This is a genomic window from Streptomyces sp. NPDC096152, assembly GCF_044763235.1.
GTDB lineage: Bacteria > Actinomycetota > Actinomycetes > Streptomycetales > Streptomycetaceae > Streptomyces.
In genome coordinates, this window is record NZ_JBIWFW010000004.1 from 337,982 (window position 1) to 363,891 (window position 25,910).

17 protein-coding genes are annotated in these 25,910 nt (G+C 72.9%); 4 read left to right on the plus strand and 13 right to left on the minus strand.

Features of this window, described 5'->3' with window-relative positions; genetic code table 11:
* Positions 1-74: 74 nt before the first annotated feature.
* From ACIQ9G_RS16085 to ACIQ9G_RS16140, 12 genes are all read right to left on the minus strand, one after another.
* The gene (locus tag ACIQ9G_RS16085) at positions 75-998 is read right to left on the minus strand and encodes an LD-carboxypeptidase (RefSeq protein WP_403609274.1); all 924 of its coding nucleotides are present in this window, start codon (positions 996-998) and stop codon (positions 75-77) included.
* Between the two features lie 105 nt (positions 999-1,103).
* Positions 1,104-3,146, minus strand: coding sequence for an LpqB family beta-propeller domain-containing protein (locus ACIQ9G_RS16090; protein ID WP_403609276.1), 2,043 nt, complete (start codon positions 3,144-3,146; stop codon positions 1,104-1,106).
* 18 nt (positions 3,147-3,164) lie between these two features.
* The gene (locus tag ACIQ9G_RS16095) at positions 3,165-4,469 is read right to left on the minus strand and encodes a M20/M25/M40 family metallo-hydrolase (RefSeq protein ID WP_403609279.1); all 1,305 of its coding nucleotides are present in this window, start codon (positions 4,467-4,469) and stop codon (positions 3,165-3,167) included.
* Positions 4,462-5,295 carry a M55 family metallopeptidase gene (locus ACIQ9G_RS16100; RefSeq protein WP_403609280.1) on the minus strand — a complete coding sequence of 278 codons (834 nt, stop codon included), beginning with the start codon at positions 5,293-5,295 and terminating at the stop codon, positions 4,462-4,464. The genes ACIQ9G_RS16095 and ACIQ9G_RS16100 overlap by 8 nt, the downstream gene beginning before the upstream one ends.
* 116 nt (positions 5,296-5,411) lie before the next feature.
* Entirely contained in the window at positions 5,412-6,545 is a 1,134-nt protein-coding gene (locus ACIQ9G_RS16105) for a glycosyltransferase (protein ID WP_403609282.1), read from the minus strand.
* On the minus strand, positions 6,542-9,418 hold the full coding sequence (locus ACIQ9G_RS16110; RefSeq protein WP_403609284.1) for a CDP-glycerol glycerophosphotransferase family protein: 2,877 nt from the start codon (positions 9,416-9,418) through the stop codon (positions 6,542-6,544). The genes ACIQ9G_RS16105 and ACIQ9G_RS16110 overlap by 4 nt, the downstream gene beginning before the upstream one ends.
* Before the next feature lie 243 nt (positions 9,419-9,661).
* Positions 9,662-10,198 (minus strand): hypothetical protein, encoded by a 537-nt coding sequence (locus ACIQ9G_RS16115; RefSeq protein WP_403609287.1) that lies wholly within the window; start codon positions 10,196-10,198, stop codon positions 9,662-9,664.
* 110 nt (positions 10,199-10,308) lie between these two features.
* A complete protein-coding gene (locus ACIQ9G_RS16120) occupies positions 10,309-11,952 on the minus strand; it encodes a hypothetical protein (RefSeq protein ID WP_403609289.1) in 1,644 nt (547 codons plus the stop codon).
* 650 nt (positions 11,953-12,602) lie between these two features.
* Positions 12,603-13,328 (minus strand): class I SAM-dependent methyltransferase, encoded by a 726-nt coding sequence (locus ACIQ9G_RS16125; protein WP_403609292.1) that lies wholly within the window; start codon positions 13,326-13,328, stop codon positions 12,603-12,605.
* 215 nt (positions 13,329-13,543) lie between these two features.
* On the minus strand, positions 13,544-16,093 hold the full coding sequence (locus ACIQ9G_RS16130) for a SpoIIE family protein phosphatase (protein WP_403609294.1): 2,550 nt from the start codon (positions 16,091-16,093) through the stop codon (positions 13,544-13,546).
* A gap of 146 nt (positions 16,094-16,239) precedes the next feature.
* Positions 16,240-18,642, minus strand: coding sequence for an MFS transporter (locus ACIQ9G_RS16135; protein ID WP_403609297.1), 2,403 nt, complete (start codon positions 18,640-18,642; stop codon positions 16,240-16,242).
* 211 nt (positions 18,643-18,853) lie between these two features.
* Positions 18,854-19,297 (minus strand): SRPBCC family protein, encoded by a 444-nt coding sequence (locus tag ACIQ9G_RS16140; RefSeq protein ID WP_403609299.1) that lies wholly within the window; start codon positions 19,295-19,297, stop codon positions 18,854-18,856.
* Between the two features lie 182 nt (positions 19,298-19,479).
* On the opposite strand from ACIQ9G_RS16140, the gene ACIQ9G_RS16145 reads away from it, so the two are divergent.
* The 3 genes from ACIQ9G_RS16145 to ACIQ9G_RS16155 all read left to right on the plus strand — a co-directional run bounded on the left by ACIQ9G_RS16145 (position 19,480) and on the right by ACIQ9G_RS16155 (position 23,036).
* Positions 19,480-20,553: an Rv2578c family radical SAM protein gene (locus ACIQ9G_RS16145; protein ID WP_403609303.1), complete on the plus strand. Its 1,074-nt coding sequence runs from the start codon at positions 19,480-19,482 to the stop codon at positions 20,551-20,553.
* Between the two features lie 135 nt (positions 20,554-20,688).
* Complete coding sequence (locus ACIQ9G_RS16150) at positions 20,689-22,302, plus strand: alpha/beta hydrolase (RefSeq protein WP_403609306.1); 1,614 nt, start codon at positions 20,689-20,691, stop codon at positions 22,300-22,302.
* A gap of 161 nt (positions 22,303-22,463) precedes the next feature.
* Positions 22,464-23,036 (plus strand): GNAT family N-acetyltransferase, encoded by a 573-nt coding sequence (locus ACIQ9G_RS16155; protein WP_403609308.1) that lies wholly within the window; start codon positions 22,464-22,466, stop codon positions 23,034-23,036.
* Positions 23,037-23,084: 48 nt separating this feature from the next.
* Here the strand turns inward: ACIQ9G_RS16155 and ACIQ9G_RS16160 are convergent, their stop codons facing one another.
* Entirely contained in the window at positions 23,085-23,660 is a 576-nt protein-coding gene (locus tag ACIQ9G_RS16160; protein ID WP_403609310.1) for an adenylosuccinate lyase, read from the minus strand.
* Positions 23,661-24,030: 370 nt separating this feature from the next.
* Here ACIQ9G_RS16160 and ACIQ9G_RS16165 point away from each other — a divergent pair, with 370 nt between their 5' ends.
* Positions 24,031-25,836, plus strand: coding sequence for a 3-hydroxyacyl-CoA dehydrogenase family protein (locus tag ACIQ9G_RS16165; RefSeq protein WP_403609312.1), 1,806 nt, complete (start codon positions 24,031-24,033; stop codon positions 25,834-25,836).
* The last annotated feature ends 74 nt before the right edge of the window (positions 25,837-25,910 follow it).

Below are 25,910 nucleotides of genomic sequence, written 5' to 3' on the forward strand. Positions count from 1 at the left end.
GGCCCGACGCACCGCGCCGATGAGGCCTTCGACGTCAGCCTTCCCCCGGTCCGGGGCGGCAGGCACCGTCCCGGTCAGCGCAGGGCGGGTTCCTCCAGGGTCAAGGTGCCCCGGTCCGCGTCGAGTTCGGCGGCGGCTCCGAAGGGGACGGTCCACGCGCCGTCGCAGTGGCCGAAGCCGAACTCCTCGGCGACGGGGACGCCGAGGCCGGCGAGCCGGTCGGCGAGCAGCGCACGCACCCGGCCGGCGTCCTCGCACCCCGTCCACGACCCGAGCAGGACCCCGCGCACCCCGTCCAGCCAGCCCGCGCGCAGGAGCTGGGTCAGGTAGCGATCGAGGCGGTACGTCTCCTCGCCCACGTCCTCCAGGCACAGCAGGCCCCCGCCTGCCGAGGGCCGGGCGTGCGGGGTGCCGAGCTCGGCGGCGAGCAGGCTCAGGCAGCCGCCGAGCGTGACGCCCCGGGCCCGTCCCGGAACCAGGGCCGCGCCGTCGGAGACGAGGGTGCGGACCGACTCCGGCGCGAACAGGGTCGCCCGCAGGTGCTCCTGGGCCCGCGCGTTCTTGATGAAGTCGATGCCCGCCGCCATCGGCCCGTGCAGCGTGACGAGCCCGAGGCGGGTGGCGAAGGCCTCGTGCAGCGCGGTGATGTCGCTGAAGCCGACGAACACCTTCGGCCCCGCCGCGCGCATCGCCTCCCAGTCGAGCAGGTCGACCGTCCGCTGCGCCCCGTATCCGCCGCGGGCGCACAGCACCGCGTCCACGGACGGGTCGCACCACGCGCTCTGCAGGTCGGCGGCACGATCGGCGTCCGGGCCCGCCAGATAGGCGAAGGTGCCGTCGCGGTCCAGTACGTGGGGTGCCACCACCGGGTCCAGGTCCCAGCCGCGCAGCACGTCGAGCCCGGCCTGCAGCCGCTCCTCGGGGACGGGGCCGCTGGGCGCGACGACGGCCACACGGGCGCCGGGGGCGAGTCGGGACGGACGGACGAGCGGCTTCACGGGTCGGGCTCCAGGGTCGTTCTCTCTCGGGTGGCCTGCGGGGCCGGCCGCCGCACGAGCGGCCGTTCCACGGACGGGTCCTCGTGACACGGACCGCCGGTGGCGTCAGGGACCTCCAGTATCGGCGGTGCCCGCAGCCGCTCTCCCCCCGCCGTGGCCCGGGGTCAGCTCCAGCGTGGGCACCCCGGGTGGGCGCAGCCGGAGCACCTGGGCGTAGAGGGACAGTTCGGCCTCCAGCGCGCGCACCATGGTCTCGGCCCGGCGGAAACCGTGCCCCTCGCCCTCGAAGGCGATGTACGCGTGCGGCACCCGCCCGCCCGCCGCCACCCGTTCCAGGAACCGCTCGCACTGGGCCGGCGGGCAGATCACGTCGTCCAGGCCCTGGAGCAGCAGGAAGGGCACGGTGATGCGGTCGGCGTGCTCGACGGGCGAGCGCTCGGCGTACCGGCCGGGCACCTCGGCGTAGGGCCCGACCAGGGTCTCCAGATACCGCGACTCGAAGTCGTGGGTCGCCTCCGCGCCCCAGGTCGCCAGGTCCAGGACCGGGTAGATGATCGTGCCGCAGGCGTAGACGTCGGTTCCGGTGAGCGAGGCGGCCGTGGTCCAGCCGCCCGCGCTGCCGCCCCGGATCGCCAGCCGGGCCCGGTCGGCGGTGCCCTCCTCGGCGAGGGCGAGCGCGACGGCGGCGCAGTCCTCCACGTCGACGACACCCCACTGCTCACGCAGCCGGTTGCGGTACTCCCGGCCGTACCCGGTCGAGCCGCCGTAGTCGACCTCGGCGACGCCGATCCCCCGGGAGGTGAAGTAGGCGATCTCCAGGTCGAGCACCAGCGGCGCCCTTCCGGTGGGGCCTCCGTGCGCCCACACGACGTAGGGCGGCAGCTCGCCGCCGGGTGCCACGCACGCCGGATGGTGCGGCGGATAGATGTGGGCGTGGATGTCGCGCCCGTCCGGCCCGGTGAAGGTGCGGATCTGCGGCTCGGGGTAGTACGTGGGGTCGACGGGGTCGTCGTGGGCGGCGCCGATCACCCGGGCCGCCCCGGCCGGGATGCCGCCGGGCCCGTCCGGGGCGGCCCGCGGGGAGGTGTCCAGCTCGACGACCTCGTAGGCGCTGCGGGGGCTGGCGCCCACCGCGAAGACCCGTCCGCCCCGCGTCGCGAGCGTCGGCTCGAACTCGGTCCAGGGCCCGTCCGCGTCGACGATCTCGCCGGTCTCCGGGTCGAGGGTGCCGAGCGCGCCGGCGCCGCGGCCGTGCACCACCGCGATCAGCCCGTTGTCCAGCGGGGCGAACCAGCGCCGGCCGAGCTTCCAGAGCGGGCCGCCGAACTCCTCGTCGCGGGGACACAGCGGCTCACCGTCGCGGTAGAGGTTCCACCAGCCGCCGCGGTCGCTGCAGTACAGCAGCGACCCGTCCGGCGCCCATTCGGCCTGGCAGACGGATTCGTCGGGGCCGCCGGCGACGGTGCGGGGCCGGTCCAGCGTGCCCTCGCCGCCCACGTCGGCCATGACCAGTTCGGTGCCGTCCCACGGCATCCTCGGGTGGTCCCAGGCCAGCCACACCGCCCGCCGCCCGTCGGGGGAGAGACGGGGTCCGGTCACGAAGCGGTGCCGGCCGTCGGTGAGTTCGCGCACCGCCGCCCGGTCTTCGGCGGCCGAGCCGTCCAGCGGTACCGCGGCCAGGACCCGTCGTACGTCCGTGGGCCGGTCGCCGGTGAACTCCTCCAGCACGCACCAGACCTCGTCGTGCTCCTGACGGAACCGCGGTTCCGCCCAGCGCAGTCCGCCGCCCACCGCGGACAGCGGGGTGAGCGGACGGGGGGCGGTGCCGGGCCGCCAGCGGTACAGCCGCTGGTCGGCGAAGTTCACGAACACCACCAGCGGCGCGCCGTTCCGCACCTGCCCGGCCCACGGCAGACCGCCGTACTCGACGACCCGGCTGCGCACGTTCCACGGCGGGGGCAGCACGGACTCCTCGGCGCCTCCGGTGTGCCGGCGGACCAGGGTGCGGCGCCCGCCCTCGGTGGGCCGCGGCTCGGTCCACCACACCTCGTCGCCGACGAGGCCCACCCACTCCGGCCGGCCGTCGTGCGCGGCGGTGAGGGCGGCCTCGACGGGCGAGGGCCAGGAACCGTACGGCAGGGTCTGCACGTTCTCCTCCTCGCGGCTTCAGACGGTCCGCAGGAAGCGGTCGAGGACGCGGACGCCGAAGTGGAGCGCCTCCACGGGCACCCGTTCGTCGACCCCGTGGAACAGGTTGTGGTAGTCGAAGCCCTCGGGCAGCTTCAGCGGCGCGAATCCGTACCCGGTGATGCCGAGGCGGGAGAACTGCTTGGCGTCGGTACCGCCCGCCATGCAGTACGGCACCACATGCCCCTCGGGAGCGAACGCCTGCACGGCGGCGCGCATGGCCGCGAACGTCGGCGAGTCCACCGGCGCCTGGAGCGCCACCTCGCGGTGCTCGAACTCCCAGGCCACGTCCGGGCCGGTCAGGCGGTCTAGGGTGGCGCGGAACTCCTCCTCGCCGCCGGGCAGATACCGTCCGTCGACGTGCGCCACGGCCTCGCCCGGGATGACGTTGACCTTGTAACCCGCCTCGAACATGGTGGGGTTGGCGCTGTTGCGGACGGTGGCCCCGACCAGGTCGGCGGCCGGGCCCAGCTTCTCCAGCAGCAGGTCGACGTCCCGCAGGTCGGTCTCGACGCCGTACAGGGCGGCGAGTTCGGTGAGGGCCGCGCGGACCGTCGGGGTGAGCCGCAGCGGCCACTCGTGGGCGCCGATCCGGGCGACCGCGGCGGCGAGCCGCGTCACCGCGTTCTCCCGGTTGACGCGGGAGCCGTGGCCGGCCCGGCCGCGCGCGGTGAGCCGCAGCCACGCCGTGCCGCGCTCGCCGGCCGCGATCGGGTAGAGCTGCCGGCCGGCGCCGTCGTGGAAGGTGAACGCGCCCGACTCGCCGATGCCCTCGGTGCAGCCGTCGAACAGCCCGGCGTGCCGGTCGGCCAGGAACCCCGCGCCGTCCTCGGCGCTGGCCTCCTCGTCGGCGGTGAAGGCGATCACCACGTCGCGCCGGGGCCGCACGCCGAGCCGGGCCCAGGAGCGGACCACGGCGAGGATCATCGCGTCCATGTTCTTCATGTCGACCGCGCCCCGGCCCCACACGACGCCGTCGCGGACCTCCCCGGAGAAGGGGTGCACGCTCCAGTCCCCGGCCTGCGCGGGCACCACGTCCAGGTGGCCGTGGACGAGCAGCGCGTCCGCCGACGGGTCGGTGCCCTCCACGCGGGCGACCACGTTGGTCCGGCCCGGGGCGCGCTCCAGGAGCGTGGGTTCGAGGCCGGCCCCGGCCAGCCGCTCGGCGGCGTACTCGGCGGCCGGGCGCTCCCGGCAGTCCCCGCCGCCGCGGTTGGTGGTGTCGACGCGGATCAGGTCCGAGGTGAACCGCACGACCTCGTCCAGTGCCTGCTCGTCAGCCATACTGCTCCTCCACCGCGGCCGAGACGATCGTGGTGACCGCCTTGAAGGCGCGGATCGCCTCGTACATGGTGGCGCTGGTGTACGCCACCTTGCGCTCCCCGATCCGGTCCACTCCGGGGACGACCGTGGCGGCCATCGCCAGGTGCTCGGCGTCGAACTCCAGCGCGACGGTGTGCGGGCCGCCGACGACCGGCTCGTGCCGGACCGCCAGCGCCGCCGCCTCCTTGGCCGCCGCGCGGATGTCGGCGGCGGTGCGGGCCGGTGTGCGGCACACCGCCGCGTACCGCGACACATGGTCCTTGACGGCCACCTTCAGCGCCTCGGGCGCGTAGCCGAGCGCCTCCTCGCAGGCCACGTCGTCGCCGGTGACGAGGACGACGGGGACGCCGTACTCGGCGACCACCCGCGCGTTCAGCAGGCCCTCGCCGGCCCGTACGTCGTTCAGCCACACGCCGGTGATGGAGTTCGCGAGGTACGTGTGGGCGAGCACGCCCTCCATGCCGGCGCCCGCGTGGTAGCCGACGAACGCGATGCCGTCCACGTCGCCGTGCTGCACGCCCTCGACCATGGACAGCGTCTTGTGCCGCCCGGTGAGCATCCGCGCCCGTTCGTCCAGCCGCTCCAGGAGCAGGTTGCGCATGGTCGAGTGGGCCTCGTTGATCAGCACCTCGTCGGCGCCGCCGTCGAAGAAACCCAGCACGGCTGCGTCGACGTCCGAGGTGAACATCGCTCTGCACCGCTCCCACTGGGGCGTCCCCGGCAGCACGTCGGCCGGCCAGGTCACGCCGGTCGCGCCCTCCATGTCGGCGCTGATCAGGATCTTCATGACGCCTCACGCTACGCGGTGCGCCGGAATCCCGCCCGGACCTGTGGAAAACTCTCACCGGTCCAGACCAACAGCGGCGCCCCGGTCACCGAGGTGCCGGGGCGCGCCGTGCCAGGTCAGCGGTCCAGGAAGTCGAAGAGCTCCTCCCAGCGGCGGGTGATGGCGTCCGGCTCGAAGCGCTGGACGCTGCGCAGGGCCTCGTCGCCCATGGCGTCGCGCAGGGCCTCGTCGGACATCAACCGCACCAGATGACGGGCGAGTTCGGTGGTGTTGCCGGGGCGGGCCAGCAGGCCGTCGCGGTCGTGGCCGACGATCTCGCGCACGCCGGGCGCGCAGTCGAACGCCACGCACGGCACGCCGCAGGCCATCGCCTCCAGCAGGACCAGCGGGAAGCCCTCGCCCCGGGAGGACTGCACGAACACGGAGGAGGCGCGCAGCGCGCCGGGCACGTCGTCGGTCTGCCCGGCGAAGTCCACCGAGTCGTCGAGGCCGAGCTGGGCGCACTGCTGCCGCAGCTCCGCCTCGGCCTCTCCCCTGCCGTACAGGCGCAGGGTCCAGCCGGGCTGCTTGGGGGCGGCCTCGGCCCACGCGTCGAGGAGCAGGTCGACGCCCTTCTCGTGGGAGAGGCGGCCGATGCTCGCCACCACCTTCTCGGTGCGCGGTGACGGCGCGTCGGGCACGATCGGCAGCGGGTTCGGCATGAAGCCGACGTTGTTCATGCCCTCGCCCACCCAGCGGTCGGCGTCCTCCTGGGTGAGGGCGAGCAGCCGGTCGGCGTCCTGGTAGTACTTCTTCACCCGCGCGAATCGGGACGACTTGCGGGCCGTCTCGAAGGATTCGTGGGTCATGCCGATGATCCGGTGCCCGGTGGTGTCCGCGAGCGCCACCCACTCCATCGCCCACACCTGGGTGACGATGATCATCGCGCCGGGACGGGCGGCGCGGAACAGCGCCGTGAGCCGGTCGGCGGCGGTCCGCATGTGCGCGTCGTGACGGCGCACGGCCGGGTCGGCGGCGCCGAGCAGCCTGCGCGGCCGGGGGCGGCCGGGCGGGCGCCGGGCGTACAGGGTCACCGTGCGGAACGGCGGGTCCTCGCCGAGGTCCATCGGGTGGTTGGCCGGGGCGATGCCGGCGATCGTGACCCGGTGGCCGCGTTCGGCCAGCAGCTTGGCCAGCTGTGCCTGCCAGCGGCCCACGCCGCCGAGCTCGTTGACCTCGTTGGCCACGAAGAAGATGTCACGCTCGGTCATCGGGCCTCTCCAGCGGGTCCGAAGAAACGGTCCACGATCCGAGCCGCCGCGTCGCCGCGGTCGTACTCGCCGTACTTGTCCACGAACTCCTTCAGCCGCGCCTCGTACTTGGCCTGTACGGCGCCCAGGTCGCCGAGGGCGGCGAAGAGCTCGTCCTCGGTGCGCGGCACCGGTCCGGGTGCTTCGGCCAGCAGGTCGAAGTACGTGCCGCGGGTGTCCTCGGCGTACTCCTCCCAGTCGTAGGCGTAGAACACCAGCGGGCGTTGCAGCAGCGCGTAGTCGAACATCACCGAGGAGTAGTCCGTGATGAGGCCGTCGGCGAGCAGCAGCAGCGGGGTGATGTCCGGTTCGGTGCTCACGTCGATGACGCGGCCCGCCACCGACGGCGGCAGGGTGAGCCGGTTCAGATAGTGCGCCCGTACGAGGAGGGTGTACTCCTCACCGAAGCGGGCGGCAAAGCGCTCGACGTCGAAGCCGAACTCGAACCCGCGCACCCGGCCGTCGGAGTTCGCGCGGAACGTGGGCGCGTACAGCAGCACCCGGCGGGCGGGGTCCAGGCCGAGGCGTTCGGCGAGGCGCTGCGCCTCGGGGCCGGGCGCGGCGCCCTCACGGGCCCGCACCAGGGCGTCGTTGCGCGGGTAGCCGGTGCGCAGCAGCTTGTCCTCGGGGATGCGGTAGGCGCGGGCGAGGGTGAGCACGTCGTGCTCGCCGCGGACCACGAAGTGGTCGAAGCGGTCCAGCGCCTGCTGGTAGGCGCGCTGCTCCGGCTCGGACATCATCCGGTGGGTGGGCTCGTGGAAGCCCATCCGCTTCAGGGCCGAGCCGTGCCAGGTCTGGATGTAGGTGGTCTCCGGGCGCTTGGTCAACCGCAGCGGGAAGCCCTGGTTGTCGATCCAGAACTCGGCCTGGGCGAGCGCCCTGAGGTAGCGCCAGGACCACCGGCGCACCAGCTCGGCGTCCTCGGGGAAGCCCTCGGGGCGCTCCCCCGCGTAGGACCAGATCGGGGTGATCGGCACGCCGCGGCGACGCAGCTCCTCGTAGACGGCCCGGGGGCTGTCGCTGTACTGCTTGCCGAGGTGGCTCTCGAAGACGACCGTGCCCTTGCGGACCGGCAGTCTGCGCAGCATGCGCTCGTAGATTTGAAGCTTGCGGTCGCCGGAGTTCAGGTCCTTGCGGACGGCCCGCAGCTTGCGGTAGGCCCCCTTGGCGGCGCGCGCGGGGCGGCCGTGCAGGTTGCGCTCCACGGCGGCGCGCCCGACGCGGGCGACCTGGCCGTGCTGGGTGAGCCGGAAGGCCAGGTGCCCCTTGGCCGACACCTGGACCTCGAGCCGGTCGGCCATCAGCCGGGTGAGCCGCGGGCGCACGGGCACCGCCTCGGCGTGCTCCAGGTCGACGGTGCCGACGGTGAGCCGGCTCGTGGTGCGCCGGCCGTCCGCCGTGAGGTGCAGCCGGACGTCCCAGACGTCGTCGACGATGCCCAGCGGCCGCAGCCGCCGGGCCAGCGGCACCTCGGCCCGCCAGGCGATGGTGTCGCCCTGGTGGCGCGGCGTCTCCACCGGGAAGCGGAAGGTCTGCAGGCTGCGGCGGCGGGCGCGGAACTCCAGCTCGGCCGTGAGCTTCGCGTCCGCGGGGACGGTGTGCAGCGGGTTGACGATCTCCCCGGCGAGGACGACGGTGTCGCCGCTCGCCGTGTACTCGGTGAGCCGGTTGCGCAGGGCCATCTGGTCCAGCCGCTTGGCGTGGTAGCCGAGGGTGGTGACGTCGAGGACGGCGCGCATCTCGGGGTCGTCGAGATAGCGGTCGGTCCAGTAGACGCGGCCGTCCCGCTCGGTGAGCGGCGCGGAGATCTTGTGCCGGTTGATCAGTGTGTCGATGGCCGGCATGAGGTCGGTCCAGTCCTCGCGCAGCAGCAGCTGGGCGCAGATCGCGTGGACCCGGTCGAGCTCGTCGTACGCCGCGTCCGGGAAGTCCTGGACGTAGGCGCGGGCCAGCTCGGCGAAGCGGTGGCGGTACTCGTCGTCGAGGAAGGGCAGTTCCCGCAGGTAGAGCACGAGGTCGTGCTTGAGGAACTTGATGTCCTTCCACAGCTTGAGCCCGTCGAGGCCCTTGCGCTCCAGGATCGCGTCGATCCGGCGGTGGATCTCCACCCGGTCCGCGAAGTTGTTGATCTCACGGCGCCGGTTGCTGATCGACTTCACGGCCGTCTTCTCGACGACGTTCCAGTAGTAGACCGTGTTGGGGATCAGGGTGATCCGCCGGGCGGCGAGGTAGGCCTGGGCCGAGAAGAGCAGGTCCTCGTAATGGATGCCGCGCGGGAAGGCGAGGTCGTTGTCGAGGAGGAAGTCGCGCCGGTAGCACTTGTTGGTCGACAGGGTGTCGAAGACGAACAGGTCCGGCAGCTCGCTGACCGAGTCCACCGTACGGGTGCTGCGGTACAGCCAGGGGTACCAGGCCACGCGCTTGTCGTGGCGGCTGTCGGTGTGAACCCGGACACACAGGCCCGAGATCAGCTCGGCGCCGGTGCGGTCGCCCGCCTCGACCATGTTGCGGCACGCGTTCGGTTCCAGGGTGTCGTCGCTGTCCAGGAACATGACGTAGCGGCCCCGGGCGACCTTGACGCCCTGGTTGCGCGGCTCCCCGCAGCCCCCGCTGTTCTCCGGGAGCCGGATCGCGCGGACCCGGTCGGGGTGGGCCGCGGCGAGCGCCTGCGCGACCTCGTGGGAGCCGTCCGTCGAGCAGTCGTCGGCGATGATCACCTCGACATTGCGCAGTGTTTGCTCAAGGACGGAACCTACGGCCGCCGGAAGTCGCTCTTCGTCGTTGTAGACGATGACGACAACACTGACGTCCGGATCGGGCGCGACGGTCGACACGGCCACCTCTCGTCTCTGTTCCGTTCGGTGTGCGGCAGGGTGGACGCAACCCTACAGGGTGTAGGGATCACGGAAGCACGCACCCCCTCCAAACTACGTCAATGCGACAATACGCCGTCCTCCTGACACGCAGAACCAGCCAGCCGGACACGCGGGGTGACACCCGCGGGCCCGGCACGGCCGGCGAACTCGGCCACCCGGAGCGGCGGTTGGGCCGACGGCGCACCGGGTGTTCCGTCCACGCTAGCGGGTGACCACCACGGTGACCTCGAAGCGGTCCTGGCCGGCCGGGCAGCGCATCGCCTCACCGCACGAGGTGCGCCGGGCGGTGACCCGCACGGTACCGGGCCGGAGGGCGGTGAACCGCGCGGAGGACGCGCCGCAGCTCCGCCCCGGCGGACAGGTCGGGGCGGGGGTGGGGCCGGCTCCGCCGCCGGAGGGGGCGAGCACCCGGGGGTCCGAGCCGGCCGGGACCGACCAGTAGCCCCCGCGCAGGCGCACCTCGACGAGTGTGCCGGTGCTCACACGGATCGTGGTTCCCCGTGCCCGCTCGCCGAGGACGACCCGACCGGAGGACGGCGCGGCGGACGCCGGGGGTGACGCGGACGGCGTGGGTGAGGTGGAGGACACGGAGGACGGAGATGCCGCGGAAGAACCCGACGGCGGCGGGGGCGGCGAGCCCGGGGACCCGGACGAGCAGCCGCCCAGGACGGCCGTGAGTGCGGCGAGCGCCAGGCATACGGCGAAGCGGGGCGCCATGCGGATGCGCGGGAGCGTCATGGACGGGCTCCCCTTTCGGGCTGGTTTGTGCCGCTGAGACGGTTCCGCCCCGGCAGTGGTTCCCTGCCGGGGCGGAACACGTCGCGCTGTGGCCAGGTGACCTCGTGGGGTCAGGAGGCGTTGAGGGCGGTGTCGTCGACCACGAAGCTGGTCTGGAGGCTGGAGTCCTCGGTACCGGTGAACTTCAGGGTCACCGTCTGACCGGCGTAGCTGGACAGGTCGAACGACTTGAGCGCATAGCCGCTCGCCGCGTTCAGGTTGGAGTAGGTGGCCAGGGTGGTGGAGCCGACCTGGACGGTCAGCTTGTCGTAGGCGCTGCTCGTGGTGGTCTCGGCGGTGTCGGTGTGCAGGTAGAAGGAGAAGGTGGCGCTGCATCCGGACGGGATGGTCACGGATTGTGACAAGGTGTCGGTGTGGGCGCTGCCGTAGCCGTCCATCCAGGCGTCCCAGCTGCCGGAGCGGGCAGGCTCACTCGTGGAGCTGTTGATCACGCTGGTGCTGGCCGTCCAGGGCGAAGCAGTACCCGTCTCGAAGCCGGGATTGCCGAGCTTCTGACCCGGGCTGGCGCACGTGCCGCCACCGCCGCCGCCACCGACGATCGCGTGGGAGATGGCGCAGTTGTTGGTGTCGTTGGACCAGTTCGCCTGCTCCGCGAAGGAGCCGGTACCCATGGTGACGTTGGCCGCGCCGCCCGTGCTGCCCGGGGAGATCCAGGCGCATTCGTCGGCGTTCTCCTGGCCGCTGTACGAGCTGGTGGTGTGGTTGGTCCAGCCCCCCGCCGGGTTCTGGTCCGACATCATCTCCTGCCACTCGTGGCCGAGGGTCATCGTCCACCCGTCCAGCGTACCGGGCGAGTTGACGAAGCCCACGCCGCAGCCGGCGCCGGAGTCCATGTTGTACGGCTGGTTGCTGAACGCGATGTCGCCGTAGGAGGAGGTCACGGCGCCGCCGGTCAGCGTGGTGTCACCGTTCCAGTCGTGCCAGGCGCAGTAGCTGCCCTGGTAGTTGTCCGGGTTGGTGCCGTGCGGCGAGAGCACCACGTAGTACGCGTCGCGGTTGGACGCGGCGGTGGTGTTGCCGAAGTGGCCGGCCGCCTTCACCGCCTCCGCGCCCAGCTGGTGCCCGGTCGCGGCACTCGGCGAGGCGGCCGAGTTGTCGTACCACACGCCGGAGAGGACGCCGCCGCTCTGGTACGGGATGAAGTTGGCGTTGGACGGGCAACTCGTGGCGCCGCTCGCCACGTTCGGGCCGTCGCACCACTGGGTGAGGTCTGCGGACCACCGCTCGCTTCCGGTGCCGATGTCCTTGAACATCTCCTGGGCCACCGGGGCCGCGCCGTCCGGGTCGCCGGAGAACGTGGCGTCGCCGCTGGAGTTGGTGCCCTGCGTGCCCCACTGGGAGCCGTAGAAGACCAGGTAGACCTTGGAGTGGCCGCTCTGCACGCCGATGCCGTCGACGCCGCCGCCGTAGGACAGCGTCTGCGGTCCGGTCGCCGCCGTGGTCGCGGTCGTCGCCGGGTGCTTGGCCGCCCAGTCCTTCATCTGCGCGTGGCGCTGGATGGTCGGCAGGGCGCCATGCCGGTAGGGGTGCTGGTAGGCCGGGCTGTAGGGGTTGGATCTCACGGACGGGCCTGCGGCCTGGGTGGCGGCTGCCGCCTGGGGTATAGAGGCGAGTGCCACACCGGTGAGCAGGGACAGCGACGCGAGACCGGTCAGGGTCGCTCGGAGCGCGCCGCGGACGTGGGGTTTACCCATGGAGGGTGAGACCTTTCTGCGTACAGACCTCCGCCGCGGGGACGGCCGAGGTCGGCTGCATGGACTCCGACGCGGCAGCTCACCAGGCGCACCGGATCCGGGGCGTCGGGTTCGACGCCCCTGCACCGCCGGGCAGGAGGGCAGGTCCCAGTGGCACCACTCGACCGCGCGGACGCCTGGCAGGCAGCCGGGAATCCGCGGAGGTGTCGCAATTCGCTGGGAAACTAAAACCCTTGACCGAAAAGACGCTTGATAAGTGATGCCTTGTCAGACGTCCGAAGCAAAGCAGCATTGACGTGCGCCGGTCAATCACTTGAAAAGGCGCCTTACTTTCTTCTTACAGAGGGCGTTCACGGCCTTCCAGACACGGCCGTCCGACCCTCGATGAACCGCCCTTTCCCCTGGTCGGAGCACCAGCAGGCGAGGGCAACGGCGTCGATGCGAACATCCGACCGACGGCCGCGCACCGCTCGCCGTCACCGGCGCCCACTCGGCGTTCCAAACCTGCGCCAAGAAAAGAAAAGGAATGCGTTTCGTCAAGTGCCGTTTTTCAGAAACCCAGTTGTTCCCCCGTGAGTTTCTTGTCCCTTTCCTTCGCGGGTCGCTCGGGCCTGAAGGCCGCTTCCCGCCCGCCGGCTCGTCCCGGTCCGTCAGCGAACGCGCCCCGCCACGAACCACCGCGAGGGCAACTCGATCCTGGTCCCGTCGGTCCCGAACTCGGTCGTCGTCAGCGGAAGTTCACCGCTCGCCAAGACGGCGAGGCCGGCCGAGCGCAGGTACTTGGCCACGGCGTCGTCCGCGACGTCGCCGGGCACGATGCCGTGCCGGAGGACGGGCGCCAGCTTGGACGGCGGCCCGGCGGGGCTCCGCGCCAGACCGCCCAGGAGGGCACGGGCCGCCTCGGAGGGCTCGGCCAGGAAGACCCGCCCGCGCCGTCCGGCCAGGGCGGCGAGCGCGTCCACGAGCGGCTGCCGGTCGTCCGGCTCGCACTGGTGCAGCACGCCCCGCATGTAGACGTTCGCGTCGCCCAGCTCCGCGTGCAGCGTCTCCGCCTCGCGCTTGTCGGTGGCGTCCAGCACCCGGTACGCGGCCTGCCCGGCCGGGTCGGAGCGCCGGGCGCGATCGACGGCCGCGGCCGACAGGTCGGCGCCGAGGACGCGCGGGAAGCGGTCGGCGAGGAAGCGGGTCTGGGTGCCGTTGCCGCAGCCGAGATCGACCAGCGGCAGCCCGGGATCGGTGAGGTGCGGGTGGAACAGGGGCAGGTGGAGACCGGCGGTCAGCGCGGGCTCGGCGTCCCAGAACACCGCGCCCTCCTTCTCGGGCGCCTCGCGCCAGAAACCCTCCCAGGCCAGGCGGTACCGACTCGTCACGCTCATGCCCAACTCCCCAGGGTCCGGGGCCGATCCGTCGTCCTGACGGGCCCGTACGGCCGGTCTACCGCGCGCCGGTCGCGCTCACAAGCGCCGGGCGCGTTCCTTCGCCACGCGTGTCACCGACGTACCAGAGCGGCACACCTGGCCGCGTCGGCGCTCGGGCGCGGACCGGCCCCGGGCGCCGCGCGCCCGTGCGCGGGCGACGGACGCCCCCGGTCTCAGCGACGCGGCAGCGTCAGCTCGAACCAGACCGTCTTGCCGGTGCCCGTCCGGCTGGTGCCCCACTCCCGGGCGAGGGCGCTGACCACGCGCAGCCCGCGCCCGGACTCGTCGCCGGGACCGGCGCTCGTCAGCGTGGGCAGCTCGTGGTCGTCGTCGTCCACCTCGCACAGCAGCGTGTCGCCGCGGACGAGCCGCAGCTCGACCGCTCCGCCGCGGGAGTGCCGTAAGGCGTTGGTGACCAGCTCGCTGACCAGCAGCTCGGCCGGGTCGGCGAGCCGGGCCAGACCCCACACGTGGAGCTGCTCCCGGACCACGGCACGGGCGCGGGCGGCCTGCCCGGGATCGCGGGCGAGCCGCCACTCGGCGACGTCGTCCGGCGCGATGCCGCCCAGGCGGGCCATCAGCAGCGCCACGTCGTCCTTGCGGCCGCCGCGCGTGTTCAGGGCACGGATGATCGTGTCGCAGGCCTCGTCCATGGCCGCCGCCGGGTGGGCGGCGGACTCGCACAGCGTGGCGAGGCCGACACCGATGTCCTCGCCGCGCACCTCGACCAGCCCGTCGGTGCACATCACCAGGCGGTCGCCGGGCCGCACCCGCACGCGTACGGTCTCGAAGGGCACTCCGCCGACGCCGATGGGCGCGCCGGTGGGCAGGTCGAGCAGCTCGCTGCGGCCGTCCCCGGCACGGACCAGGACCGGCGGGATGTGGCCCGCGTTGGCGAGGCTGAGCTCGCTCGCGATGGGGTCGTACACGGCGTACAGGCAGGTCGCGAGGTAGGTGTCGCCGAGCCGCTGGGCGAGGTCGTCGAGGTGGCGCAGCAGTTGGGCGGGCGGCAGGTCGAGCGCGGCCATGGTCTGCACGGCGGTGCGCAACTGGCCCATCGTCGCGGCCGAGTTCAGGCCGTGGCCCATGACGTCGCCGACGACGAGGGCGGTGCGCGCGCCGGGCAGCTTCACCGAGTCGAACCAGTCGCCGCCGACCCGGCCGAGCAGCGTGCCGGGGAGGTAGCGGGTGGCGATGTCGCAGCCCGTCCGGCGCGCCGGGATGCGCGGCAGCATGCTGTCCTGGAGGGTCTCGGCGACGCTCTCCTGGTGGGTGTACATACGGGCGTTGTCGAGCACGAGGCCCGCGCGGGCGGCGAGTTCGGCGCCGGTGACCCGGTCCATGTCGTTGAACTCGGCGCGCTCGGGATGGCGCAGCAGGACCATGAAGCCGAGGACGACGTTACGGGCCTTGAGGGGCACCACGAGCATGGAGCGGTGGGTGATCAGGGGCCGGATGTCGCGCTTCTCGAACTGCGAGGCGATGGCGTGCCCCATCGGCGCGCTGATGCGCGGCACCAGCACGGGCTCACCGGTGGTCATGCACTGGAAGAACGGGGTCCGCGCCGGGAACGGCATGGCCTCGCCGACGGGCACGACGTCGTCCCAGCGGTCCGGTTCGTCGGTGTGCTCCACGGCCACCCGGTGCCACAGGGTGGTGGTGTCCGGCACGCCGTCGGGGAACCCCTCACCGGCGACGACCTGTTCGCGCAGATAGGTCCCGGCGACGTCGGTGAAGCGCGGTACGACGGCCTTGCTGACCTCGACGACGGTCCGGGCCAGGTCCAGCGAGGTGCCGATCCGGCCGCTCACCTCGTTGAGGAACTCCAGGCGCTCGCGGACCGCCGCGTGCTCGAGGTCCTCGCCGGTGTCGCCGGCGTCCTCCTCGGGCGCGGGCAGCCCCTGGGCCGCGGCCCGCGCGGCCCGTTCACGGCGCGCCCTGCGCTCGGCGCGCCGGGGCACGCCCCAGTCGGGCGTGACGGGCACTCGGTCGTTCTGGCTGAACTCCAGTACCGGATAGCCCAGTTCGAGCACCTGGGCGACGATCCGGGCGCTCTCCTCGACGCTCATGCTGGGCAGGATCTCGGGCAGCCGCCGGGCGAGGTCCTCGGCGCCGGGGAAGTCGGTGTGCAGGGCGAAGGCGGGCGCGATCCGCTCGGGCGCCGGTCTTCCACCGGCTTCCCCGGGGTCGTCGGGGCGCAGTCCGTCCGCGTCGGCGGCGAGCACGAGCAGCCGCTCCCGTCCCGGACCCACCAGCGGGTACGCCCACCACAGCACGTCGGCCCGCCCCGGCTCCCCGGACGCCCGTGCTCCGGAGTCGTCCCGCTCGTGCGCGTGCGCGTGCGCATGCCCGTGATCGGGCACGGGCACGGTGAGGCGGGCGCGGCCCGCGGCCGGGTAGGACAGCCGTCCGTCGAGGGAGGACTCCAGGCCCGGCCCGAGCCCGTCGTAGGCGGGGTACGACCGGTGGGGCACGTCGTCGGTCTCCTCCGGAAGCGCGCCGGAGACGGGCAGCAGGTCGGCCGCCGGACGGCCGATCGCCTCCTCCTTGGCGGTGCCGAACAACCGCCGCGCGCCCCTGCTCCAGTGCGAGACCAGCCCGTCGCGGTCGACCACGACCACGGCCAGCGGGACGCGGCCCGCCACGGCCTCCCCCGCCCCCACCGCCGCGCCGCCCCCCGCTCCGCGGCTGGGAGGTGCGTCCCTGTCGGTGCCACGGTCCATGGCCCGGCCCTCTCTCCGCACGGCTCCGCAAGATCTGTTCCCCCGCCGACCACGGTACGGCGACGGTCCGTCACGATGTGCGGCAACAGCGGAATTCGTACCGGCCGGTCACACCGGCGCACCGGCGTGCGCCCCCCGTGGACGGGTCAGTCCTCGTGGCCGAGCTGAAGATCCCGTTCCGTCCGTCCGCCGCCCGCCACCTGGAGCACGGTGGCCACCGGCGGATAGCCCGCCGCGATCACGGTGTACTCGCCGGAGGCCAGGTCGACGAACCGGAACGTTCCGTCGGGCCCGGTGGTGAGCGTGTCGACCACGTTGCCCGCGGCGTCCAGCAGGGTGACCCGCGCGTCCTCGACGGGCCGCCCGCCGGGGGCGCGAACCGTCCCCCGGAGCACGGCGCCGCCCGCGAGTTCGACGTCCTGCCGGGTCTCCCGCGCGGCCTTCACGCCGACCGGGAGCGCGGCGGGGCGGAAGGCGTGCGCGCCGGCGGCGAGGGTGTATTCCCCGGCGACCAGTTCGGTGAGGACGTAGCCGCCGTCAGGTCCGCTGCGGGTGCCGGCGACGACCTCTCCGTGCACGTTGGTCAGCGTCAGGGTGGCGTCCCGCACGGGGGTGCCGTCCGCGGTGCGCACACAGCCCGCGAGGCGTCCGGCGCCGCCGAGCACGACATCGAGGTCGACGGGCCGCTCGCCGACGGTCACGCTCACGGCCTGCGGCTGGTGCCCGCCGGCCGCCGCGATCAGGACGTAGGCGCCGGCGCCCGGGGTGGACAGGGCGTAGCGTCCGTCCTCGCCGCTCGCGCCCCGCCCGACCTGCTGCCCGGTCACATCGATGAGGGTGAGCGCCGCGCGGGGGACGGCCGTGCCGTCGGCGTGCCGCACCGTGCCGCACACGGGGACGCCCGCGGGCACGCCCGCGGCGTACGCCGAACGGGCCTGCGGGACGACGGTGTCGGCCTGGGCGGTCTCCGTCTCGGGGGCGGGTGTGTGGTGGGACACCAGGGGTTTCTCCTTGAGGAAGAAGGCGATGAGCAGACCGAGGACGAGCACCGGCACCAGGTAGAGGAAGATCCGCGGCATGGAGTCGGCGTACGCGTGGACGTAGGCGTCGCGCAGGGCCGGCGGCAGCGCGTGCACCCGCTGCGGCGTGATCGACTCGGGGTCTGGGAGCGCTGCCCCGGTGCGCGGGGGGACGCGCGCGGCCAGGGCGTCGGTGAGCCGGCCGGCGAAGAGGGTGCCGAAGACCGCGGCGCCGACGCTGCCTCCGATCTGCCGGAAGTAGTTGTTGGCGCTGGTGGCGGTGCCGAGATCGGCGGGGCGCACGGAGTTCTGCACGGCCAGGACCAGGACCGGCATCACCAGGCCGATCCCGGCCCCGAGGACGGCCATCCACACGCTGTAGTGCAGCCGGGGGGTGTCGGTCTGGAGGCGGGAGAGCAGCCACATGCCGACGGCGGACAGGGCGCAGCCGAGGAGGGGGTAGGGCCGGTAGCGGCCGGTGCGGCTGATGAGCTGACCCGAGGCGACGGACGCCACCACGATGCCGCCCATCATGGGCAGCATCAGCAGGCCCGACTCGGTGGCCGAGGCGCCGTCGACCATCTGGAGGAACGTGGGCAGATAGCCGGCGGCGCCGAACAGCGCGACACCGACCACGAATCCGACCGACGCGGTGACGTTGAAGACGGAGTCCCGGAACAGCCGTGGTGGGATGAGGGGTTCGGCGGCGGACCGCTCGGCGACGAGGAAGAGGGCGGCGCACAGGGCGGCGCCCGCGGCGAGACCGAGAATGACCCGCGAGTCCCAGGCGTACTCGGTGCCGCCCCAACTGGTCAGCAGCACCAGGCAGGTCGAGGCCCCCGCGAGCAGCAGGGTGCCCGGCACGTCGAGGCGGCCCCGCGCCACCGGCCTCGGCAGCTTGAGCACCACGGTGACCACCGCGAGGGTCACCAGGCCGAAGGGGACGTTGATGTAGAAGCACCAGCGCCACGAGAGGTGGTCGGTGAAGTAGCCGCCGAGCAGCGGCCCCGCGACGGAGGCGAGGCCGAAGGCGGCGCCGATGAGCCCCATGAACCGCCCGCGCCGCCGGGGCGGCACGATGTCCGCGATGATGGCCTGCACGCCGATCATCAGCCCGCCCGCGCCGACGCCCTGGAGGGCGCGGAAGGCGATCAGCTGGTCCATGGTCCGCGCCCGGCCGGCGAGCCCTGAGCCGACGACGAAGACGACGATGGCGAACTGGAAGACGCCCTTGCGGCCGAGGAGATCGCCGAGCTTGCCGTAGACCGGCAGACCGACGGTGGCGGTGAGCAGGTAGGCGGTGATCGCCCAGGACATCCGGTCCAGGCCGTGCAGCTCACCGACGATCTTCGGGAGCGCGGTGGCGACGATCATCTGCTCCAGCGCCGCGAGGAGCAGCGCGAGCATCAGCCCGACGAAGACCAGCCGCACCCGGCGGGGGTCGAGGTGGGCGGCCGGGGCCGGTGGCGCGAGGGGGACCTCCGGCGGCGCGACGGCCGGTTCGTCCTGCACCAAAGTGATCCCGCCCACGTCGCCGCTCCCTCGTCACGCCTGCCGCACGATTTCCGCGTGAAGCGACAACTGTGGGCAAGCGCGACGAGTTACGGCACCGAGCCGGGCGCCAGGGAGATCCACTCGAACCGGTGAGGGTCCAACGGGCCCTGGCGGCCGACCCGTTGGGCTCGCCGCGCGACGGGTGGCGCGCGGACCGGGTGCTTCCCGGCCGCTTCCCGCGCCCCGGCTACTTCTCGGTCTCGGCGGCGAGGTTGGCGAGCACGGCGTCGTAGATCCGGGCGAGGCCCTTGGGCGCGAAGGTGCGCTCGAAGAAGCCGCCGATGCCGCCGGCGCCGTTCCAGGTGGTCGTGACGACGACCCGCGAGCTGCCCTCGCCGGCCGGGGTGACCAGCCAGGTGGTGACCATCGAGGAGTTGCGGTCCTTCTCCACTAGCTCGCCGTCGGTGGGCTCGGTCACCTCCAGCAGGCAGTCGCGGATCCGCTTGCTGGTGGCCTGGAGCTTCCAGTGGACGAGGGTGCCCTCGCCGTCGCCGCCCTCGCGCACCTCGTACTCGCTGAAGTGCTCGGGCAGCAGCCTCCCGCGGGTGCCGCTGTAGTCGGCGAGGGCGTCGAACACCTTCTCCGCGTCCGCCGCGACGACCCGCTCCGTAGTGGCCTCGACCTGCGCCATCAGGTTCCTCCAGGGCATCCGTTCTCAAGGTCGGGACAAAGCCAACCACCCCGCTCCCCGGCCCCCCAAATCGGGGTCGGCAAGTGATCGATCCAGGTGCGTTCGGCGATCGGGTACGACCCTCGCACGATCAAGCGAACGAATGTTCTATTCTGTGCGGCAGTGCTACCCGAGGAGGCGTCATGCGCTGGGAGAACCTCACCGTGGACCCGGACCACCGCCGGGCGGATGCCGCGCTGTTCGGCGCGGACGCCGTGGTCACCCGCACCGTCGACACGCCCGAGTTCCACGGCATCACCTTCCACGAGATCCGGGCCCGCTCGATCATCAACCGGGTCCCGGGCGCCTCGCGGATGCCCTTCGAGTGGACGGTCAACCCCTACCGCGGCTGCTCGCACGCGTGTGTGTACTGCTTCGCCCGCAAAACGCACGGCTACCTGGACCTGGACACCGGCATCGGCTTCGACACCCAGATCGTGGTCAAGGTGAACGCGCCGGAGCTGCTGCGCCGCCAGCTGGCCTCGCGCCGCTGGCGGGGCGAGCACATCGCGATGGGCACCAACGTGGACTGCTACCAGCGCGCCGAGGGCCGCTACCGCCTGATGCCGGGCATCCTGACCGCCCTGCGCGACCACGCGAACCCCTTCTCGATCCTCACCAAGGGCACGCTGATCCTGCGCGATCTCGACCTGCTGAAGCAGGCCGCCGAGGTGACCGAGGTCGGCGTCTCGGTCTCCGTGGGCTTCACCGACCCCGAGCTGTGGCGCACCGTGGAGCCGGGCACGCCCGCGCCCCAGCGCCGGCTGGACGTCGTGCGCGTCCTCGGCGAGCACGGCATCGGCTGCGGTGTGCTGATGGCGCCGGTGATTCCCTTCCTGAGCGACGACCCGGCCCAACTGCGCGCCACGGTACGGGCGATCGCGGAGGCGGGGGCCACCTCCGTCACGCCGCTGGCGCTGCATCTGCGGCCCGGCGCCCGTGAGTGGTTCATGGCCTGGCTCGGGGAGCACCACCCCCATCTGGTGCGCCGCTACGAACGGCTCTACGCCGACGGCGCCTATGCCCCGAAGTGGTACCAGCGCCGGATCACCCGTCAGGTCCACGAGCTGGCCCAGGAGTACGGCATCGGGCCCGCGCGCGCGGAGATGCCGCGCCGCGTCCGCCCGTCCGGACCGGCGCCCGAGCCGGAGCCCGGCTGGACACCCGAGTCGACGCCACCCTCGATGACCGAACCGACTCAACTCAGCCTCATTTGAGCTCATTCGAGGGCATAGCGCGACCCAATCGGGTCAAGAATTGACGGAACGCGCTCTTCCGGCGGTGCCATCCGGGACGATGCGGCGAGGATCGCGAGACCCGCGGTCCGCAGCCTTTCCGTTCTGGGAGCACGCATGAGAAAACGCGCTGCCGTACTGTGCGGCGCCGCCGTCGTCGTGGCCGGATCGTTCACGGCCGTCCCCGCCGACGCGAGCACCACGCACTCCGCGGTCACCGCTCAGCCCGCCAAGGTGAGCTGGAAGAAGTGCGGCACCACCGAACACCCGACGCTCCAGTGCGGGACCCTGCGGGTGCCGCTGGACTACCGGCATCCGTCCGGACAGAAGATCACGCTGGCACTGTCCAGCGTCCCGCACACCGCCAAGACGTACCAGGGGCCGCTGCTGGTGAACCCCGGCGGGCCCGGCGGCAGCGGTCTGTCGCTGGCCGGATTCGTCGCCTCCTCGCTGCCCAAGGCGGTCGCGGCCCAGTACGACGTGATCGGCTTCGATCCGCGCGGAGTGGGCGCGAGCAAGCCGGCCCTCGACTGCAAGCCGGGCTACTTCAAGCCGGTGCGCCCGGACTCGGTGCCGAGCACGCAGGCCGTCGAGAGGGCCAACCTCAACCGCGCCAAGTCCTTCGCCGCGGCCTGCGGCAAGAAGTACGCGAGCGTGCTGCCGTACATCGACACGGTCAGCGCCGCCACGGACATGGACTCGATCCGCAGGTCCCTCGGCGCCAAGAAGATCAACTACTTCGGCTACTCCTACGGCACCTACCTCGGCTCGGTGTACGCCAAGCTGTTCCCGCAGCGGGTGCGCCGGCTGGTGCTGGACTCCATCGTCGACCCGACCGGCGTCTGGTACGACGACAACATCCAGCAGGACTACGCCTTCAACGACCGCCACCGCGCCTTCATGGCCTGGATCGCCAAGTACGACGCGACCTACAGGCTGGGCACCGACCCGGCCAAGGTCGAGGCCAAGTGGTACGCGATGCGCGCGGCGCTCGCGAAGAAGCCCGCGGGCGGGAAGGTCGGCGCCTCGGAGCTGGAGGACACCTTCATCCCGGGCGGCTACTACAACGGCTACTGGCCCACCCTCGCCCAGGCGTTCGCGGCATACGTCAACGGCAAGCAGACCGGCCCGCTGGTGACGGCCTACAACAACATGGCCGCCGTCGACGCCTCGGGCGACAACGGCTACAGCGTCTACACCGCGGTGCAGTGCCGTGACGCCTCCTGGCCGCGCGACTGGAACCAGTGGCGCAAGGACAACTGGTCGGTGTATGCAAAGGCACCGTTCATGGCCTGGAACAACGCCTGGTACAACGCACCGTGCGCGTTCTGGCCGACGAAGACGCTGCGCCCGGTCAACATCGCCAACGGCAAGCTGCCGCCGGTCCTGCTGTTCCAGGCGACCGACGACGCGGCCACCCCGTACGAGGGCGGTGTCACGGTGCACCACCTGCTGGCGCGCTCCAGCCTGGTCGTCGAGCAGGGTGGCGGCAACCACGGCATCACGCTGAGCGGGAACTCCTGCCTGGACAAGTACCTGTCGGCGTACCTGAGCAAGGGCACGGTTCCGCGCGGCCACCACGGCGACGCCGACGCGGTCTGCCAGAAGCTGCCCGACCCCAAGCCGGCGGCCGCGAAGACGAAGGCGGCCTCCACGTCCGAGGCGGTCGCGCCGACGTCGGACTCCCCGCGCGGTGCGACGTTGCACGGGCTGCTGGGCTTCCGCAACTGACGTACGCCTGAGGGCCCTTCGGGGGCGGGAGCGATCGGACCCGTGGTCCATCATGGACCCATGAGTCGTCCGACCGAGATCCCCGCCCCCGAAGGGCTCGCCCGTGCCGGGCGGTTCCGCCGGACCGCCCTTCGGGTCGGGACCCTCGTGGTGGTGGGCCCATGACGCCCCCACCCCAGCCCCCGCGTGTACGGGAGATGACGCTCGCCGACTGCGGCCGGGTGGCGGAGATCCGGGTGCGCGGCTGGCAGACCGCCTATCGGGGGCTCGTACCGCAGTCCCACCTCGACGCCCTCAGCGTGGAGCGGGACGCCGAAGTGCGCCGCACCCTTCTCACCCGGGACGCGGGCCGCGCGGTGAACCTGGTCGCCGTGGGGCCTCCCAGGCCGTCCGGGCACGGGGGGAAGGACGGCGAGATCCTCGGCTGGGCCTGCCACGGCCCCTACCGGGAGGGCGAGGTCCACACGGAGGACGCCGAGTTGTACGCCGTCTACGTGGCCCCGGGCCACTGGTCGGCGGGTGTCGGGCAGGCCCTTCTGCGGGAGTCGACGCGGCGCTGCGCGGCCGCGGGGCACCCGAGGATGCTCCTGTGGGTGCTCAAGGAGAACACCCGGGCCCGCCGGTTCTACGAGCGGGCCGGCTTCCGTCCCGACGGCGCCGAGGAGTCCTTCGAGGTGGACGGTGTCGCCGTGCCCGAGGTGCGGTACGCGCGGTCGCTGACGACCGTCGGCTGAGGGGTCGGCGCGGGCCCGGAGTGCGCGCCGTGCGGTCGCGAGGCGCGGTCAGCGCTGACGCGGGATGCGGGACAGGGCGTGGGCCGCCGCTTCGGCGAGGGCCGGGTGGGCGAGGGCCTCGGTCAGGACGGGCCGGGCGCGGGCGTCGCCCAGCGAGCCGAGGCCCTCCACACAGGCCAGGGCCACCCGCCGGTACGAATCGTGCGGGCGCAGCCGGCGCTCCAGGGTGGTGATCAGCGCGGGCACGGCCTCGGGGGCGCGCAGCTCGGTCAGCAGGCGCACCGGGTGCAGCGCGTACGCCACGCGCAGCTCGTTGGTGGCGAGGGCGGCCGCGGCGCGGGCGGTGCGGGGGTCGCCGAGGCGCGCCAGGGCGTAGGCGGCACCGGCGCAGCGCTGCGGGTCGCGGTGGTTGAGGAACAGCACGAGGGACTCGAAGGCGCGCCGGTCCCCCGTCAGCCCCAGCCGGAACGCGGCCAGTTCCCTGGCCCACAGCGGCTGCCCGGGTGCGGTGAGCACCTCGGCCAGTACGTCCGGGTCCCCGGTCGCGACCAGATGCCCGTAGGCCGCCGAGTCGCCGGACTCCTGCCGTAAGCGCTCCGTGAGTGATCGCAACTCCTCGTCCACGAAACCCACCCTAGGACCGTCGGGCGGCGCGCGGGACCTACATCACAAACTCGGGGGCTGGCGCGCTCGTTACCCGCGGGTTAAGCTCAGACGAGCGAGTTACCCGCTCGCGCTTTCTTGCAGTGGCCTGGTGACGCAGCCACTGCGAGTGTTGTCGGTTCGGTACCTCAGGTACCGCAGTACGACCCGGCTCCGGGACAGAGCCGGTCGGATTCCGCCGGACCCCCGGACGTGTGCGCGTCCGCGGCGACGGCACCGGGCGTGTGCGCTCGCAGCCCGGCAACACCCGCACTCCTTTCCGCACCCGGTGCGCCCGACGGCGCACCGGGTCGCGCTCCCAGTCGTCACCCTCATTCTCTGGAGTCCCGCGATGGCCACTCCCCTCTCCGACACCTCCCTGTCCCCGCTGAAGACCGTCGCCGTCGTCGGCCTCGGCACCATGGGCACCGGCATCACCGAAGTCCTCGCCCGCGCCGGCCGCGAGGTCGTCGGCATCGACGTCAGCGAGGCCGCGGCGGCCACCGCCGTCGCCGCCCTGGAGTCCTCCACCGCCCGCGCCGTCGAGCGCGGCCGCCTGACCGAGCGGGAGCGCGCGGACGTCCTCGCCCGGGTCCGCACCTCCACCGACCTCGGGGCCGCGGCCGACGCCGACCTGGTCATCGAGGTGGTGCCGGAGTCGTACGAGATCAAGCACCAGATCTTCCGGGAACTGGACGGCATCGTGCGGCCCGGGACGATCCTGGCCACCGGCACCAACGCGCTGTCGGTGACCCGGCTGGCCGCCGACTCGGCGCGCCCGGAGCGGGTGCTGGGCCTGCACTTCTTCAACCCGGCGCCGGCGATGAAGCTGGTGGAGGTCGTCTCCTCCGTGCTGACCGCCCCGCAGGCCGTCCAGGCGGTCACCGACCTCGCCCTGGAACTGGGCAAGGAGCCCGTCGCGGTCGGCGACCGGCCCGGCTTCGTCGCCGACGGCCTGCTGTTCGGCTACCTCAACCAGGCAGCCGCGATGTACGAGGCGAAGTACGCCTCGCGCGAGGACATCGACGCCGCGATGCGGCTGGGCTGCGGCCTGCCGATGGGCCCGCTGGCGCTGCTGGACCTGATCGGCATCGACACCGCGCGCACGGTCCTGGAGGCCATGTACGCAGAGTCGCGCGACCGTCTGCACGCCCCGGCGCCGATCCTCAAGCAGCTCAGCGAGGCGGGCCTGACCGGCCGCAAGTCGGGCCGCGGCTTCTACACCTACGAGGCGCCGGGCGGCGGCAGCGTCGTGCGGGACGCCCTCACCCCGCTCGACGGGGACAGCCTCGCCCCGGGCCGCGCGGTCCGCTCGGTGGGCGTCGCCGGCTCCGGCACCATGGCCTCCGGCATCGCCGAGGTCTTCGCCAAGGGCGGGTACGAGGTGGTCCTGGCCGCCCGCAGCGCGGAGAAGGCGCAGGCCGCCAAGGCCCGGATCGGCAAGTCGCTGACCCGCTCGGTCGACAAGGGCCGTATGACGGCGGAGGCCGCCGCGCAGACCCTGGACCGGATCACCGCCACCGGCAGCTACGACGACTTCGCCGACGTCGACCTGGCCGTGGAGGCCGTCGCCGAGGACCTGCAGGTCAAGCAGCAGCTGTTCGCCACGCTGGACAAGGTCTGCAAGCCGGGCGCGGTCCTGGCCACCACCACCTCCTCGCTGCCCGTGGTCGCCTGCGCCCGCGCCACCTCGCGCCCGCAGGACGTGATCGGCATGCACTTCTTCAACCCGGCGCCGGCGATGAAGCTGGTCGAGGTGGTGCGCACGGTCCTGACGGCGGACGACGTCCACGCCACGGTCCGCGAGGTCTGCGGCCGGATCAGGAAGCACGCCGTCGACTGCGGCGACCGGGCCGGGTTCATCGTGAACGCGCTGCTGTTCCCGTACCTCAACAACGCGATCAAGATGGTGGAGGAGCACTACGCCTCCCTCGACGACATCGACGCCGCGATGAAGCTCGGCGGCGGCTACCCGATGGGCCCCTTCGAGCTGCTGGACGTCGTCGGCCTGGACGTCTCGCTGGCCATCGAGAAGGTCCTCCACCGCGAGTTCCGCGACCCGGGCCTGGCCCCGGCGCCGCTCCTGGAGCACCTGGTGGCCGCGGGCTGCCTCGGCCGCAAGACGGGCCGCGGCTTCCGCGAATATGCCCGGCGCTGACCGTCCCGGCGACTGGTTCCGCGGCGGGCGGGACGGGCGGGAGTGGGGCGGACTGCTGGACCCGGCAGCCGCCC